Genomic DNA, 15,900 nt, shown 5'->3' with positions numbered 1-15,900 from the left:
TGATCATGGATTCGAGTGCAACCGCGGCCGGCACCGGACCGGTCTTCTACCTGGAAGAAGAGCATGCGCACGCCGAAGGCAGCAGCACCATGCTCGGCTTCTGGCTCTATCTGATGAGCGACTGCCTGATCTTCGCCATGCTGTTCGCGGCCTACGGCGTGCTCGGCGGCAATTACGCGGCGGGGCCAGCGCCAAAGGACCTGTTCGATCTCGATCTGGTGGCGGTCAACACCACCATGCTGCTGTTGTCCTCGATCACCTATGGCTTTGCCATGCTGACCATGGACAAGGGCCGCGTCGCGGCGACGCAAGCGTGGCTTGCCGTGACCGGCCTGTTCGGCCTGGCCTTCCTGTCGATCGAGCTCTACGAATTCGCACACATGATCCATGAAGGCGCCACGCCGCAGCGCAGCGCCTTCCTGTCGTCCTTCTTCACGCTGGTCGGAACGCACGGGCTGCACGTCACCTTCGGCACCGTCTGGCTGGTGACGCTGATGACGCAGGTCTCCCGGTTCGGCCTCACCGAGGCCAACCGCCGCCGGTTGATGTGCCTCTCGATGTTCTGGCATTTCCTCGACGTCGTCTGGATCGGCGTCTTCACCTTCGTCTATCTGATGGGGATGTTGCGATGAGCGCTCATGATCACGCCTCGGGTCACGGCCACGGCCATGGCGGGCCCGCGCACGGGTCGTTCAAGGGCTATCTGACCGGCTTCGTCCTGTCGGTGATCCTGACCGCCATTCCGTTCTGGCTGGTCATGAGCGGCGCCATCGACAACAAGCAGGCCACGGCCATCGTCGTCATGGCCTTCGCGGTGGTGCAGATCGTCGTCCACATGGTCTTCTTCCTGCATATGAACACCGCCTCGGAGGGCGGATGGTCGATGCTGGCGCTGATCTTCACGCTGATCCTGGTCGTCATCGTGCTGACCGGCTCGCTCTGGGTCATGTACCACCTCAACGCCAACATGATGCCCGGGCTTCACGACATGCGCGAGATGCCATGAGCCCGGCGCCGGGCGCGGGGAGGACCACTGTCGAAGTAAGGATCGGGCAGGCCGGCATCAGCTTGCCCGCCGCGCCAGGAAAGGATGCCGGCAGGTCATCCGCGTCGCGGCTTTTTCTCGCATTGCTTGGGCTCCTCGGCGTGACGGTGTTCGTTGGGCTCGGCATATGGCAGTTGGAAAGGCGGGTCTGGAAGCTCGACCTGATCGCACGCGTCGACCAGCGCATCCATGCGCCGGTTGTCGATGCGCCAGGCCCGGCGACATGGGGCGGCATGACCGCCGCGGGTTACGAGTACAGCCATGTGCGGTTGGCCGGACGCTTTTTGGGCGGCAAGAACACGCTCGTGCAGGCGGTGACGGAGCTTGGCGGCGGCTATTGGGTGCTGACGCCGATGCGGACCGACCGTGGCTTCGTCGTGCTGGTCAACCGCGGCTTCATTCCCCAGGAGCGCAAGGCCGAGTTCGAACAAGAAAGCGGCGGGCTCGGCTCGCCGACGGTCATCGACGGCCTGTTGCGCGTGAGCGAGCCGGGCGGCGGCTTCCTGCGCAGCAATGATCCGGCGGGCAATCGCTGGTATTCGCGCGACGTCGCCGCCATCGCAGCCACGCGCGGCCTGACGAACGACATCGCCCCTTATTTCGTCGATGCGGAAGCATCCGCGGGCTGGCCGCGCGGCGGCCTGACGGTCGTGACTTTCCGCAACAGCCACCTCGTCTATGCTTTGACCTGGTTCACGCTCGCTGCGATGCTTGCCGCGGCCCTGGCCGCGCCGATGATTGGCGCCCGCCGGCGGCGAGGACCGGCACGATGAGCGTCCCGACGCAAACGCTTCGCAACGACAAATCCTTCGCGGCCGCATCGCTTGCGGGCAGGAACGGCGCGGTTCCCGATCCCGACGCGGCGAACAGGAAGAACCTGCTCTTGCTCATCCAGCTGCGCTGGCTGGCGGTGGCGGGTCAGGTGCTCACCATTCTGGTGACGCAATACTGGTTCGACATCCCGCTGCCGCTGGGGGAGATGGCCGGGGTGGTGCTTTTCCTGGTCGGGCTGAACATCTTCAGCCTGCTCGCTTCGCGCGGCCAGCGGCCGATCAGCAACGCCCAGCTGTTCGTCGCGCTCATCTTCGACATGGCGGCGCTGACGACCCAGCTTTACCTCAGCGGCGGTGCCTCGAACCCGTTCGTGTCGCTCTACCTGCTGCAGATCACGCTTGGCGCCGCGCTTTTGACACCCTGGTCCACCTGGAGCCTGGTGGCCGCCGCTTCCGCCTGCTTCGTCTTCCTCACGTTCCAGTTCCAGCCGATCGCCATCCCGCATCACGGCGGCAGCGACCTGCTGGCCCTGCATATCAGGGGCATGTTCATCTGCTTCGTGCTGGCGGCCGGCCTGATCGTCATCTTCATGACGCGCATCAACCGCAATCTGCGCGAGCGCGACGCCTATCTCGCCGATCTACGCCAGCACTCGGCCGAGGAGGATCACATCGTTCGCATGGGCCTGCTGGCCTCCGGTGCCGCGCATGAACTGGGCACGCCGCTGTCGACCATCTCCGTCATCCTCTCCGACTGGCGCCAGATCCGCAGCGTCACGCGCAACCGCGAACTGGCCGGGGACGTGGCCGAAATGCAGGCGCAGATCGAACGCTGCAAACGCATCGTCTCGGGCATCTTGATGTCGTCGGGGCAGGCGCGGGGAGAGGGCACGATCCGCACCAGCATCCGCCATTTCCTCGACGATCTCGTCCAGGAATGGCGTGTCAGCCGCCAGCCGCTCAAGCTGGAGTACAAGAACGATTTCGAACCTGACGAGCAGATCGTCTCCGACACGGCACTGAAGCAGGTCATCTCCAATGTGTTCGACAATGCTCTGGAGGCATCGCAGGATTGGGTCGGCGTCGCCGCCGAGCGGCAGGGCGAGAAACTGGTGATTTCGGTGCGTGACCGCGGGCCGGGCTTTGACCAGGGTATTCTGGCCGCACTCGGTCAGCCCTATATGTCGAGCAAGGGACGGCCGGGCGGTGGCCTTGGCCTTTTCCTCGTCGTCAACGTGGTTCGAAAGCTGGGGGGCGACTTTTCGGCGCGCAACATGGAGCAGGGCGCCTGTGTTACGCTTTCGCTGCCGCTCGCGGCGCTGACCGATGGAGATGATCATGAGGCCTGATCGATCCCTGTTTATCGTCGAGGACGACGCCACCTTCGCGAAGACGCTGAAGCGCTCCTTCGAAAAGCGTGACTACGACGTCGTCGTCTGCCACGGCAGGGATGAGCTGCTCGGCGCCCTCGAAACAGCGGTTCCGGCCTACGCCGTCGTCGATCTCAAACTTGGCGCCGGCGGCTCCGGGCTGGAATGCGTCAAGCTGCTCAGCGCCCGTGACACGTCGATGAGGATCGTCGTGCTGACCGGCTTCGCCAGCATCGCCACGGCTGTCGAGGCGATCAAGCTTGGCGCATGTCATTACCTGGCCAAGCCCGCCAACACCGACGACATCGAAGCCGCCTTCGGCAGGGCCGAGGGCGATGTTTCCGTCTCGTTGAGCAGCCGTCCCACCTCGATCAAGAACCTCGAATGGGAGCGTATCCACGAAACGCTCGTCGAGACCGGCTTCAACATCTCCGAAACCGCGCGCCGGCTCGGCCTGCATCGGCGCACTTTGGCCCGCAAGCTCGAGAAACGCGTGGTGAGGTAGGCTCAACCATCGTTCTTCAGTGTCGTGGTGCGGCAGGACGATTCCGCAGCAAACCCAGATAAGCCGCTGGCCTGATCCATAATTGCAGTGGGGCTGTAACGAGGCCGGATCGTCGAACGCGCCGACATGCATCGCTCCTTGGTTGGGCGATGCGTCGTAGGTCGGGCTGAGCGGCGATCCACCGGCTGAACGCGGTTGACCAATCGCGTTGGTTGCCGCCGGCCCACCCAGGAACGAGTCCTCGCTTATGGCGTTCCCATGTCCTGGACGACAATGGGAGAAGTCCATGAGAAGACACCGCCAGCTGGGTATTCTTTGATGTCGGTGCCGGGCTTGGCATATGGGCCGTTGGGTCACGGGTGCATGCATGTCTGCGTGGATATGCAGCGGCTGTTTGCGGAACCGTCGCCGTGGGCGACGCCCTGGATCACGCGTGTCCTCCCCCAGATTGTGAGGCTCGTTGAAAGACGGGCAGAACAGACGGTCTTCACGCGCTTCCTGCCCGCGCGGAGGGCGGGGCAGGGTGTCGGGACATGGAGGCGCTACTATGAGCGCTGGTCTTCGATGGCGATCGACAATATCGGTCCGGAATTGGTCGAGTTGTTGCCGGCATTGGCCGCTTACTGCCCGCCGGCGGCGGTCATCGACAAGCATATTTATTCGCCCTGGTTTGAAGGCCGTCTGCGAGCCTTTCTGATGGAACATGAGATCGATACGCTGGTCATCACCGGCGGTGAAACCGACGTGTGCGTTCTGGCCACGGTGCTCGGCGCGATCGATTTCGGCTATCGCGTGGTTCTCGTCACGGACGCGCTGTGCAGTTCTTCCGATGCGACCCATGACGCCCTGCTCACCGTCTATCACCAACGTTTCGCGCAGCAGGTCGAAACGGTCGAGATGGAGACGGTTCTTTCGAACTGGACTTGAATGTCACCAGCGTCGAGGAGGCAGAAGCATCAGGTGCTTCTTCGCGCGGGCTCGGATACCTATCTGTCGAGACAAGACAGACATCGGAACGGGCAACGGAATTGGCGCAACGATCGGGCAGTGCTGATCTTCCACTTCACGGCGGTCGCGTGCCGAAATGGCTCGGCGACCGCATGACGCGGCTTGGCGCCGTGATGTGCGAGGCGATCATCCATCACTATGGCCGCAACGAGCTGCTGCGGCGGCTGGCGCATCCCTTCTGGTTCCAGTCCTTCGGCGCTGTCATGGGCATGGACTGGCACTCGTCCGGCATCACGACCAGCGTCGTCGGCGCCTTGAAACGCGGTCTGACGCCGCTGTCGGGCGAACTCGGCATTCATGTCTGCGGCGGCCGTGGCGCCCATTCGCGCAAAACTCCGCATGAGCTGGCCGCCATCGGCGAGCGCATCGGCTTCGACGGACAGCGCCTGGCAACCGTCAGCCGGCTTGTCGCCAAGGTCGACAGTGCCGCCGTCCAGGATGGGTTCGACCTCTATCTGCACGGCTTCATCGTCACCGACGACGGCGACTGGGTGGTGGTGCAGCAAGGCATGAACGGCGACAGCAAGGTGGCGCGCCGCTACCATTGGCTGTCCGAAGGTTTGAAGAGTTTCGTCGATCAGCCGCACGCCGCCATCGAGGGCGCCAACCAGGGCGAGATCGTCAACCTGACCGACCGCCGTGCCGAGGCCTCGCGCCAGGGACAGCTGGACCTGCTCCAGGACCTCGGCCCAGACCGCATCCTGCGCGAATTCGCTGCCCTGGATGCCGGTACAGCGGCGGCTCCGGAACAGCCGATGCTGCCGCATCTGATCATGCCGGCTCACCATGATGTGCGCGAAAGCGATATCGTCATGCGCCGCCTGCATGGCAACATGGCCGCTGCCGCCGAACGTGGCCCGGCGGATTTTTCCGAGCTTCTCCTGGTTCCTGGCGTGGGCGCGCGCACGGTGCGCGCGTTGGCGCTGGTCGCCGAAGTGGTGCATGGCGCGCCGTGCCGGTTTTCGGATCCGGGCCGGTTCTCACTCGCCCATGGCGGCAAGGACAGGCACCCGTTCCCGGTTCCGCTCAAGGTTTATGACGAGACGATCGGCGTGCTGAAGTCCGCGGTGCAGAAAGCCAGGCTTGGCCGCGACGAGGAAATCGGCGCGCTGCGGCGGCTCGACGATCAGTCGCGGCAGGTCGAACGATATGTCACCGGCCCCAGCCTGAAGGAAATCGTTGCCGGCGAATTCGACCAGTCGCACCTGCTTGGCGGCCGCAGCGTCTTTGGCTGGGAGCCGCCGCCGGACAAGGCACCGGCGGAGTTGGACAAGAAGGCATGACGGGTGCAGGCTGAACTCCGCAGTCGGGCTCGAAATCAACCGTCCAGGTCGATCAACGCAACGCCCAATTCCGGACGCCTGCTACGGCGCAGATGGCCGGGCGCCTCCACCAAAGTTCACTTCCAGCGTCGGTCGAACCATGGCCTCGAGCAGGTGTCCGCCCCGGGTCGTGCCGTCGCTCAATCCCAACACCGTATGAACGTGGAGACTGGGCTTGCCGTCATCGCCCAGCGCCACATCGCCAATGGCGCTCAGAACTTCGCATTGTTCGTCGATCGGGATTTTGCGGTAGGTCTTCGCATTGGGGTCGAACCAGCCCACGATCGCTCTTTCAAAGGCGCCGATCGCTGTCAGCGAAGCACTGTCGACTGCTTGATCGATCGCGAAGGCGGTCAGCGTGCCGAACGCTTCTTCGCCGGGGTCGAGCACCACGACAAATGTTCGCTGTCCGCCGGCCTCGTTGACGAGCCGCGATTTCATGCCTGTGCCCTCATCATGTTGGTCTTTCAGGACGGACCAAAGGGTGTTCGTCGGCGTCAATGGGCATGGTGCTCGGCATTCCGCTTGCGCGTTGCCGCGGCCTTCCTCGCCGATTCCGACCGACTTGCAGCCGGGCGTGCGGCTGACGCCTTGCCGCCGCTCTTGCCGCCCTTGTGTGCTGCCGGGTGGCCGGTGTGCTTGCCGCGCCCGGAGCCGCCTTCCTTCTTGCCGCCGCCATCATCCTTGTTGACCGTGGCCCAGGCGCGGCGTTCGGCCTCCTTCTCGGAGATGCCGCGCTTCTCATAGCCTTCCGCAATGTGGTCGGCTTTGCGCTCCTGCTTGTCGGTGTATTTCGATTTGTCGCCTCGTGGCATGGCCGTATCTCCTGTTGAACAGGGTCTGAACGTGAAGCCGCCGGGTGAGTTCCAACCGATGCCTGAAAAGCTCATGAACAGACAAAGCAGACGCGTTGCGCGCTAGTCTTCCGGTGCCGTGGCGGGAGCCGTGTAGCGGCGGCGCACTGCATCAAGCACACGCTTGCGGCTCTCCTCGGCGGAGAGCTTTTTATCGTTCTCCGCCTCGGCGGTTTCGCGCGCCAGATCCTTGTCCCTGATCTGGTTGCGGAACCATTTGGAATAGTCGCCGGCACGCAGGTGGAACTGCCAGGTCCTATCGTCGATGCCCTCGGCGATCTGAGCGAAAATCATCAGATTATGGGCCCTGAGGTTCATCGCATCGTCGGGGCCGTGGAAATAGAAACTGCCCGCCTCGTCGAGTTGCCCCTCGGCATATTTGCGGCTGTGCCGCTTGAGGGATTGACGCGGCTCGATGACCTTGACCATGGCGATCTTCTTGCGTTTCTGCGGTCGCCAGAACAGCACGCGCTCGCCCTTGGGCGAGGCCATGTCCTTTGGCGGGTCGATGCCGGTCTCGCTGCAGTAGGCCTTGACAACACCCTTTGCCTTGGGGCCAAGGGCGATGATGGCGGTCACCAGGCGCAGCGCGTCGGTCGAGATCGCTTCGGGATGCACTGTGATGAGCACCGTGCCCGGCAATTCCAGGGACAGGATCGCGCGCGTATCATCACGCCGCTTGGGCAGAAGATGGTGCGCTTCGTCGATGACAAGCCAGTGCGGCCTGGCCGTTCGACGTCGAAAACTGCCTAGGCCGGGCAGCAGGTCGGCAAAGAAATCTGGGCGTTCATTGACGCGCAGCGCCAATCCATTGATGACGACATTACTATCGGCTTTCTCGATGAGGTCCAGCACTTGCGCCTTGGTCGGCGCGCTCGAGCCGTCGCCCAGACGCACGGCGCCTTCGAGGCCGTCATAATCGCCTTCGGGGTCGAAGATGCAGAATTGAAACCCGCTCTCGACGAAGCGTTCCGTCAGCGCGGTGGCCAGGGTGGACTTGCCGATGCCGGAGCTGCCGGCGATGAGGATCGTGTCGGTTGGCGACAGGTAGATCTCGTCGCCGCCGGCGGAGCCCAGCACGATGCCGTCATGCCGCCTTGGCAGGATGTCGTGATCGCGTTTGATCAGCCTGTCGGCCAGTTCCTCCACGCCTTTCCCGCGTGCGCCACGCGTGACCAGATCCGCTGTGGTCTTGACCGCGGGAATTGCATTGTCGACGGCGACGCTGCAGCCGCAAGCCTTCAGGAAGGCATGGTCGTTCTCGGCGTCGCCGACACCGACCACATTGTGTGGCGACAGCCGGAGATCCTGCAGCGCCGCGGCCAGCCCGGTGGCCTTGTTGATGCCGCTCGGCAGGATCATCACCGCGCCCTTGTTGAAGATGATTTCCAGTTCGAGCCCCATCTTCTTGATGGTTTCGAGCACGGTCGTCTGATGCGGCTCCCAGGTCGCGACGATCGACCGGCCGACGGAAAGCGGCTTGACGCCCTGCTTCTTCAGTCTGGAGACGAATTCGGTTTCCGGCGAAGGTGAGATCACCCGCTCTTCCTCACTGGCCGGCGTGTAGATCAGCGCTCCGTTCTCGGCGACCACCTTGTCGAAAAGGCCGATCTCGGGAAAGACGCGTTTGAGGTCGGGCAGCTCGCGCCCCGTGACGAGCACCAGCTTGCGGCCACTTTTCTTGAACCGCTCCAGCGCGGCAAGGGTCGTCTTCGAGACGATCCCGTCATGCGCCAGCGTGCCGTCGTAATCCGTCGCCAATGCGATGAAATACATTGCATTGGACCTCAGTAGCCGCCGACCACGGGCAATATCTCGCCGGTGATGTAGCTCGAGCAATGTGGCGAGGCGAGAAACACATAGGCCGGTGCGAGTTCCTCCGGCTGCGCCGGCCGCTTCATCGGTGTGTCCGCGCCGAACTTCGAAACGTCACCGGCCTCCTTGTCCGAAGGGTTGAGCGGGGTCCATACCGGACCCGGTGCAACCGCGTTCACCCGGATGCCCTTGCCGAGGAGATTGCCGGAGAGGGCGCGGGTGAAGGCATGGATGCCGCCCTTGGTCATGGAGTAGTCGACCAGCGCCTTCGACCCGTCGATGCCGGTGACCGAACCGGTGTTGATGATGGCCGAGCCCGGCTTCATATGCGGGACGGCTTCCTGTGCCATATGGAAATAGCCGTAGAGGTTGGTCTTCAGCGTCGTGTCGAAATGCTCTTCGGTCAGTTCTGCGAACTCGCTTGAATGAATCTGGAATGCCGCATTGTTGACCAGCACGTCGATGCGGCCGAATGCCTTGACCGTTTGCGCCACCGCGTTGCGGCATTCGTCGCGTTCGCTGACGTCGGCCTTCACCAGGATACAGCGCCGTCCCTCCGCCTCGACGGCGGACTTTGTCGCCTTGGCATCCCTGTCCTCGGCCAGATAGACGATCGCAATGTCGGCGCCCTCGCGGGCGAACAGAACCGACACCGAACGGCCGATGCCGGAATCGCCGCCCGTGATGAGAGCGACCTTGTCTTCGAGCTTTTTCGATCCGAGGTAGAAGGGCGCATCGTAGAGCGGCGCCGGTTCGATCGCCCATTCATCCCCCGGCTTGGGATGATGTTGCTCGGGAAAGGGTGGCTCGGGGTATTTTCGGGCGCCTGCCTGCATGGCGTGTTGGCCCTTGCCGTTGCCTTTCGATTTGTCCCTGGCATCGATGCCACGCTGGATGCGACGCTGCTTGGCGGCTTCGCTGGCTGTCCTGCTCTGCATGGCTCTCTCCTCGGCTTCGAGGAGGAACAACGCGCGTCGGACGAAAAGGTTTGCGCAAAAAAGACGATCATGCCGCCCGCGTCATGCCACACGGCGGTAGCTGTAGTGATCCCTGATGAATTCATTGAAGAAGCGGCCTTTCGAGGCAGCTTTCCTGAAAGCGGCATAGGTTGCCGGGGCAACCTCCGCATAGTCGTAGCGATGGCCGCTCGGCACGAACCAGACGGAGAGGATTCTGGTCGCGGGATCGTATTGTGTGCTTCGGATCGCGGTCGACGGCATGTTGGCTACCTGACTGCTCAGCTAGATAAATCCGCCAGGCGTGGTTCCGGTTCCCAGTCGTCATTCATCGCATCATCCATCAACCGCCGAGGCGCCGCTCGTATTGCCCTGCTGCTCCGCCCTTACCATCTAGGCGGGATGTCACGCCTCAAATCGAAAGCAACCGGCCGGGCCCTGGCATTCCAGCATGACCTCTTTGGTGACGCCGAGGATTTGCCGGAGGGCTTTGCCTATCAGCCCGGATTCATCACGCAGCAGGAAGAGACAGAGCTTGCCCGGCATCTCGAGGGACTGCCGTTCCAGGCGTTCGATTTCCATGGCCATCTGGCAAACCGGCGTGTCGTCGGGTTTGGTCTGCGCTACGATTATGACCGGCGCGAAGTGGTCGAGGCGCTGCCGATCCCAGACTTCCTGCTGCCTGTGCGCGACAAGGTCGCGGCCCTTGCGCGCCGGCCTGTCGAGGCTTTCGCGCAGGTGCTGATCAATGAATACCGGCCTGGCGCCGGTATCGGCTGGCATCGCGACAAGCCGCATTTCGAGGATGTCGCCGGCATCTCGCTGCTGGCGCCCTGCAGTTTCCGGCTGCGGCGAAAGAGCGGTGACGGGTGGGAGCGCCGGACCATCGTCGTCGAGCCAAGATCGGCCTATCTCATGACGGGACCTTCGCGCACGGAGTGGGAGCACAGCATCCCGCCGCTTGCCGAGCATCGCTACTCGATCACCTTGCGGACACTGCGGTCTCGAAACCCCTGAGGCCAAGCCGATCGCCGAGGCTCTACTTGACGCCAATGCCGGCGGTCAGGCCGCCGTCGATCCTGTAATCGGCGCCGGTGCAGAAGCCGGCTTTTGACGAGCACAGGAAAGCGATGAGCTCCGCCACTTCCTCCGGCTCGCCGATGCGGCCAAGCGGATGGGCAGCGCCGAAGCGCTTGTAAGCTTCCTCGACATCGGCGTCGCTGCCGTGGTCGCCACGCGCGGCCTTTTCCAGGATCGGCGTGCGGATCGAGCCGGGGCTGACCGAATTCACCCTTATGCCTGCTGCCGCGTAATCGAGTGCCAGCGAGCGCGTCAACGTGTGGATGGCGCCCTTGGTCGTGGCATAGGCGGCAACGTTCTGCTGACAGGCGAAGCCTTGCACCGAGGCGACGTTGACGATAGCGCCGCCGCCGCGCTTGATCATTTCCGGAATGCCGAAATGGGCGGTCAGGTAGATCGAGCCGACATTGACCGTCATTGCCCGGTTCCAGGTTTCCCAATCGGTCGTCGTCGCGGTCCCGTAGGGATGGACCGCAGCGGAATTGACGATGATGTCGATGCCGCCGAATTTCACGACGCCGGCGACTACCGCGTCGCGAACCTGATCGGAAACGGACACGTCGACCGTTTGCACCAGCGCATCCGCTCCGGCCTTGGCAAGGCTTTCCTGCATGGCGGCATTGGCGGCTCTGTCGATGCCGCAGGCGACGATCGCCGCACCTCCCTGCGCCAGCCGCCTCGCGGTGGCGAGCGCGATGCCGGTAGTCCCCGTCACCAATGCCACCTTGCCGTCGAAATCCTTCATCGCAGGAGCTCCTTCATGCGCAACAAAAACCCGGTTCTGAGTTTGACACTCATCGTAGTCAAACAATAGGTTGCCGGTCTCTCGCAAAAAGGACAGTTGCAATGGAACAGTGCTGGCGCTGGTATGGTCCGGATGATCCGGTGACACTCGATCATGTCAGGCAGGCCGGTGCCACCGGCGTGGTTTCGGCGCTTCACCACATCTACGATGGCAGGGCCTGGCCCGAAGCCGATGTGCTCGAGCGCAAACGGATCATCGAGGCCGCCGGCCTCACATGGTCGGTGGTCGAGAGCATCCCGGTCCACAATTCCTTCAAGATCGGCGCGCCGGAACGCGAGCGCTACGCCGGCTACTATCGCGACAGCATCCGCACGCTGGCCAAGGCAGGTATCAAAACGATCTGCTACAATTTCATGCCGGTGGTGGACTGGACGCGCACCGACCTCATGTATCGCCTGCCGACTACCGGCTATGCCTTGCGTTTCGACGCCATCGATTTTGCCGCCTATGACCTTTTCGTGCTGCAGCGCAAGAACGGCGCCGCCAGCTATACGCCGGCGCGGATCGCCGAAGCCGAGAAGCGGCTGAAGGCGTTGACGCCAGAGCAGGTCGATCAGATCGAGCGCAACCTCATCGCCGGTCTGCCGGCAACCGAGCGCAAGTATGACCGCGACAGTTTCCGCGAGGCTTTGACGGAGTATGATGGGATTGGGCCTAAGGAGTTGCGCGACAACCTCGCCTGGTTCCTGCGCGAGATCATTCCGGTCGCCGAAGGGGAGGGGGTGCGCATGTGCATCCATCCCGACGACCCGCCCTTTTCGCTCTATGGCCTGCCGCGCGTCGTTTCGACCGCGCAGGATGCTCGCTTCATCCTCAGCGCCGTCGACAGCCCGGCCAATGGGCTGACCTTCTGCACCGGCTCCTACGGCACGCGCGCCGACAACGACATCGTCGCCATGGTCAAGGAATTCGCCGACCGCATCCATTTCGTCCATCTGCGCAACATCACGATCGAGGAGGACGGGTCGTTCTATGAAGCCGAGCATCTCGAGGGCGGGACCGACATGGCGCATGTCATCCTCGCTCTGATGCAGGAGGAGGCACGTCGTCGCAAGGAGGGCCGTGCCGACTGGCGCATCCCGATGCGGCCGGACCATGGCCACCTGCTCGCCGACGACATCGGCAAGAAGAAGATCAATCCCGGCTACTCGCTGATCGGCCGGCTGAAAGGCCTCGCCGAGTTGCGTGGCATCATGCGTGCGGTCGAGCAGCTCGGGCTGCCGTGACCAGCCAGGCACCTCAATGCAGGTGCCTGAGCTTGTCGGGATTGCGCACGACGTAGATCGCCGCGATCTTCCCATCCTCGATGTCGAGTGCGGTGGTCTGGAATTCGCCATCGGCTTCCAGGGTGACGAACCCCGGCAATCCGTTGATGAAACCGACGCGGACAAGCTTCGAGCCATGCGTGCGCAACCAGGCGGCGACCTGTTCATACTGTCTCATGACGGCATCCAAGCCCAGGGCCGGCTGCGTGGCCGCCGGGCGCTTGCCGCCACCGTCGGCATGGGCGATGACATCGGTCGCCAGCATGGCGCCAAGCGCCTTCATGTCGCCGTTGCGCGAGGCCGTGAAGAAGGCCTCGGCCAGCGCCAGGCCGCGTTGCCTTTCTACCGTGAAACGGGGCCGCGCCTCGCGGACATGGCCACGCGCCCGGGCCGCGAGCTGGCGGCAGGCCGCCGGGTCGCGCTCGATGGCGGCCGCGACCTCGTCGAACCCGAGCCCGAACACATCGTGCAGCAGGAAGGCGGCACGCTCGAGCGGAGACAGGCGCTCCAGCACCAGCATCAGCGGCAAGGTTACGTCCTCCACCTCGTCCTCGTCCACAACGGGGTCGGGAAGCCAGGGGCCGACATAGGTCTCGCGTTTGTGCCGCGCGGATTTGAGCTGGTCGAGACACAGCCGCGTCACCGTGCGGCGCAGGAATGCCTCGGGTTCGCGGACGGCACTGCGGTCGGCCTTCATCCAGCGGATGAAGGCCTCCTGCACGGCATCCTCGGCGTCCGACACCGAGCCCAGCATGCGGTAGGCGACACGCATGAGCTTTGGACGCAGCGGGCCGAAGCCCGCCGCGGCGTCGTCGTCGGGCGCTGAGCTAGTCATCAGACCGCGGCCACCCGGGCGGCCTTCACGGCAGCCGGGTCGGCATACAGGCCGAAACCGACGGCGATGCGGTTCCAGGCGTTGATGATGTTGATCGTCAAGGTAAGCTTGATCTGCTCCTCCTCCGTGAAATGCGCCTTCAACGCATCATAGGCGCTTGCATGGCTGGTACCTTCCGAGAGCCGGGTCAAGGCCTCGGTCCAGCCGAGTGCGGCGCGTTCGCGGTCGCTGTAGCAGGGCGCTTCACGCCAGGCGGGCAAAAGGTAGATGCGCTGCTCGGTTTCCCCGTTCTCGCGCGCTTCTGTGGCGTGAAGATTGATGCAGTTGGCGCAGCCATTGATCTGCGAGGCACGCAGCTTCACCAGTTCGGTGAGGCTGTGCTCGAGACTGGCGGCGGCGGAGAGCTCGATCGAGGATCGCTGCCAGTTCTTCATCAGCGAAGGGGCGGCGGCAAAGAGGTCGATTTTTGCGGTCATGGTGGGCTTCCTTCTGTTGGTGCCGACCGCATGACGAGGCAGCATCTGCCAGTGTGACATGCCTGCCAGGATTTTTTGTCCGCTATGCATCGTTCCCCTCAGTTGCTCCGGAATGCTTCGCGGCGTCGGCCAAGCGACCTTCGACTGGTCACCGCCCTTGATGCGCGCCAAGCGGCGGCTCACCGTCTGGCGTAACTTGCGCGATGTCTAACATAAGAGCAGAATTGAAGGCGTTTGAAGGAGATCGGCTCATAAGCAAATCGGGAGGAAACCATGAACACCATGAGCCTCACCACGCTTGATCGCGGCAAGACGACAATCGACGCCGCAACCATCGAAACGCTTTCGGCACAATTGCGCGGCACACTGCTTCAGCAGGGGGACGCAGCCTACGACGAGGCCCGCACCATCTGGAATGCCATGGTCGACCGGCGCCCCGGGGTGATCGTGTGTTGCGTGGGCGCCTCCGACGTCATCCGTGCCGTAAATTTCGCCAGGGAAAACAGGCTTCTCGTCTCCGTGCGCGGCGGCGGCCACAACATTGCCGGCAGCGCCGTCTGCGATGGCGGCCTGATGATCGATCTGTCGCCGATGAAGTCGGTGCGGGTCGATCCCGCCGCACGGCGGGCATGGGTTGGACCCGGCGCCACGCTCGCCGATGTCGACCGCGAAACGCAGGCCTTTGGGCTGGCGGTGCCGACCGGCATCAATTCGACCACCGGCATATCAGGCCTGACCCTGGGCGGTGGCTTTGGCTGGATCACCCGCAAATTCGGCCTGACAATCGACAATCTTGTCTCCGCCGATGTGGTCACCGCCGACGGCATGTTGCTGCGCGCCAGCCAGACGGAAAATCCGGACCTGTTCTGGGCATTACGTGGCGGCGGCGGCAATTTCGGCATTGTCACGGCATTCGAGTTTCAGCTCCACCAGATGGGTCCGCAGGTTCTGTCTGGGCTTGTCGTGCATCCTTTCGCCGACGCCGAGAAGGTGCTGGAGGAGTATCGCAACGCGCTCGAAACAGCGCCCGACGAACTGACCTGCTGGGTGGTCATGCGCCAAGCGCCGCCACTGCCCTTCCTGCCGGCCGAGTGGCATGGCAAGGATGTTCTGGTGCTGGCCATGTGCTATTGCGGTGATCTCCAGGCGGGAGAAAAGGCGACGAAGAAGCTTCGCGCCATCGGTTCGCCGATAGCCGATGTCGTCGGCCCCAACCCGTTCGCCGGCTGGCAGCAGGCATTCGACCCATTGCTCGCCCCCGGCGCCCGCAACTACTGGAAGAGCCATGACTTCACCGAGCTCTCCGACAGGGCAGCTGAGGTCGTCACCGAAGCGATACGTGAGCTTCCTGGCCCGGAATGCGAGATATTCATCGGCCATGTCGGCGGTGCGGCGGGCCGTGTGGCGCAGAACGCGACGGCGTTTCCGCAACGCAGCTCGCACTTCGTCATGAATGTCCATGCCCGCTGGCGCGAACCGGCAATGGACAGGGCTTGCATCGGCTGGGCGCGCGGCCTCTATGAGGCGGCCAAGCCCTATGCCGCCGGCACAGCCTATGTGAACTTCATGCCTGAGGACGAGGTCGACCGGGTGGAAGCGGCCTATGGCGGCAATTACCAGCGGCTTCTGGAGATCAAGCAGCTCTATGACCCGCTGAACCTGTTCCGCATGAACCAGAATTTGTGGCCGAAACAAAGCCGGCGGGCCGCCTGAGCCGCCCGCATGGCAGTGACGAAAGCCCGCGCCTCCGCTACAGGCGCGGGCTTTCGCATGGCCATGGGTCTGGCTCTT

General features: G+C 63.6%; 17 protein-coding genes and 1 pseudogene. 10 read left to right on the top strand and 8 right to left on the bottom strand.

The genetic code is table 11. The features are described from left to right. The first annotated feature begins 5 nt into the window (after positions 1–5). The 7 genes from cyoC (at position 6) to CK227_RS02570 (ending at position 5,984) form a co-directional block, all read left to right on the top strand. Positions 6–632, top strand: coding sequence for a cytochrome o ubiquinol oxidase subunit III (gene cyoC, locus CK227_RS02600; protein ID WP_095771374.1), 627 nt, complete (start codon positions 6–8; stop codon positions 630–632). Further along, positions 629–1,006, top strand: a complete 378-nt coding sequence (gene cyoD / locus CK227_RS02595) for a cytochrome o ubiquinol oxidase subunit IV (RefSeq protein ID WP_095771373.1) — start codon at positions 629–631, stop codon at positions 1,004–1,006. The genes cyoC and cyoD overlap by 4 nt, the downstream gene beginning before the upstream one ends. Further along, positions 1,003–1,818, top strand: coding sequence for an SURF1 family protein (locus CK227_RS02590; protein WP_245318051.1), 816 nt, complete (start codon positions 1,003–1,005; stop codon positions 1,816–1,818). Before cyoD ends, CK227_RS02590 begins: the two co-directional genes overlap by 4 nt. After that, the gene (locus CK227_RS02585) at positions 1,815–3,167 is read left to right on the top strand and encodes an ATP-binding protein (RefSeq protein WP_095771372.1); all 1,353 of its coding nucleotides are present in this window, start codon (positions 1,815–1,817) and stop codon (positions 3,165–3,167) included. The genes CK227_RS02590 and CK227_RS02585 overlap by 4 nt, the downstream gene beginning before the upstream one ends. Beyond that, complete coding sequence (locus tag CK227_RS02580; RefSeq protein ID WP_179296128.1) at positions 3,157–3,693, top strand: response regulator transcription factor; 537 nt, start codon at positions 3,157–3,159, stop codon at positions 3,691–3,693. The genes CK227_RS02585 and CK227_RS02580 overlap by 11 nt, the downstream gene beginning before the upstream one ends. A 318-nt stretch (positions 3,694–4,011) precedes the next feature. Continuing rightward, the gene (locus CK227_RS02575; RefSeq protein WP_095771370.1) at positions 4,012–4,620 is read left to right on the top strand and encodes an isochorismatase family cysteine hydrolase; all 609 of its coding nucleotides are present in this window, start codon (positions 4,012–4,014) and stop codon (positions 4,618–4,620) included. Between the two features lie 101 nt (positions 4,621–4,721). Next, positions 4,722–5,984 (top strand): DUF763 domain-containing protein, encoded by a 1,263-nt coding sequence (locus tag CK227_RS02570; protein WP_095771369.1) that lies wholly within the window; start codon positions 4,722–4,724, stop codon positions 5,982–5,984. 35 nt (positions 5,985–6,019) lie between these two features. Here the strand turns inward: CK227_RS02570 and CK227_RS02565 are convergent. The 5 genes and pseudogenes from CK227_RS02565 to CK227_RS02545 form a co-directional block, all read right to left on the bottom strand. Further along, a pseudogene (locus CK227_RS02565) lies at positions 6,020–6,464 on the bottom strand (PPC domain-containing DNA-binding protein). A gap of 56 nt (positions 6,465–6,520) precedes the next feature. After that, the gene (locus CK227_RS02560; RefSeq protein ID WP_095771368.1) at positions 6,521–6,838 is read right to left on the bottom strand and encodes a plasmid stabilization protein; all 318 of its coding nucleotides are present in this window, start codon (positions 6,836–6,838) and stop codon (positions 6,521–6,523) included. A gap of 102 nt (positions 6,839–6,940) precedes the next feature. Further along, the gene (locus CK227_RS02555) at positions 6,941–8,653 is read right to left on the bottom strand and encodes an HAD-IIB family hydrolase (protein ID WP_095771367.1); all 1,713 of its coding nucleotides are present in this window, start codon (positions 8,651–8,653) and stop codon (positions 6,941–6,943) included. Between the two features lie 11 nt (positions 8,654–8,664). After that, complete coding sequence (locus CK227_RS02550; RefSeq protein ID WP_095771469.1) at positions 8,665–9,630, bottom strand: SDR family oxidoreductase; 966 nt, start codon at positions 9,628–9,630, stop codon at positions 8,665–8,667. An 81-nt stretch (positions 9,631–9,711) separates the two neighbouring features. Continuing rightward, positions 9,712–9,912: a KTSC domain-containing protein gene (locus CK227_RS02545; RefSeq protein WP_095771366.1), complete on the bottom strand. Its 201-nt coding sequence runs from the start codon at positions 9,910–9,912 to the stop codon at positions 9,712–9,714. A 138-nt stretch (positions 9,913–10,050) separates the two neighbouring features. Between CK227_RS02545 and CK227_RS02540 the strand changes: the two genes are divergently transcribed. Further along, a complete protein-coding gene (locus CK227_RS02540) occupies positions 10,051–10,665 on the top strand; it encodes an alpha-ketoglutarate-dependent dioxygenase AlkB (protein WP_095771365.1) in 615 nt (204 codons plus the stop codon). Between the two features lie 22 nt (positions 10,666–10,687). On the opposite strand, the gene CK227_RS02535 is transcribed toward CK227_RS02540, so the two are convergent. Beyond that, on the bottom strand, positions 10,688–11,473 hold the full coding sequence (locus CK227_RS02535; RefSeq protein WP_095771364.1) for an SDR family oxidoreductase: 786 nt from the start codon (positions 11,471–11,473) through the stop codon (positions 10,688–10,690). 101 nt (positions 11,474–11,574) lie between these two features. On the opposite strand from CK227_RS02535, the gene uxuA reads away from it, so the two are divergent. Beyond that, the gene (gene uxuA / locus CK227_RS02530) at positions 11,575–12,759 is read left to right on the top strand and encodes a mannonate dehydratase (RefSeq protein ID WP_095771363.1); all 1,185 of its coding nucleotides are present in this window, start codon (positions 11,575–11,577) and stop codon (positions 12,757–12,759) included. A gap of 13 nt (positions 12,760–12,772) precedes the next feature. Here uxuA and CK227_RS02525 read toward each other — a convergent pair whose 3' ends face one another. Next, complete coding sequence (locus CK227_RS02525; protein ID WP_095771362.1) at positions 12,773–13,633, bottom strand: sigma-70 family RNA polymerase sigma factor; 861 nt, start codon at positions 13,631–13,633, stop codon at positions 12,773–12,775. Beyond that, positions 13,633–14,109: a carboxymuconolactone decarboxylase family protein gene (locus tag CK227_RS02520; protein ID WP_095771468.1), complete on the bottom strand. Its 477-nt coding sequence runs from the start codon at positions 14,107–14,109 to the stop codon at positions 13,633–13,635. The genes CK227_RS02525 and CK227_RS02520 overlap by 1 nt, the downstream gene beginning before the upstream one ends. Positions 14,110–14,382: 273 nt before the next feature. On the opposite strand from CK227_RS02520, the gene CK227_RS02515 reads away from it, so the two are divergent. Next, positions 14,383–15,822 (top strand): FAD-binding oxidoreductase, encoded by a 1,440-nt coding sequence (locus CK227_RS02515; RefSeq protein WP_095771361.1) that lies wholly within the window; start codon positions 14,383–14,385, stop codon positions 15,820–15,822. The last annotated feature ends 78 nt before the right edge of the window (positions 15,823–15,900 follow it).

The organism is Mesorhizobium sp. WSM4308, from assembly GCF_002294905.1.
In the GTDB taxonomy this organism is placed as follows: Bacteria; Pseudomonadota; Alphaproteobacteria; order Rhizobiales; family Rhizobiaceae; genus Mesorhizobium.
This window is presented reverse-complemented; position numbering and strand designations above follow the sequence as displayed.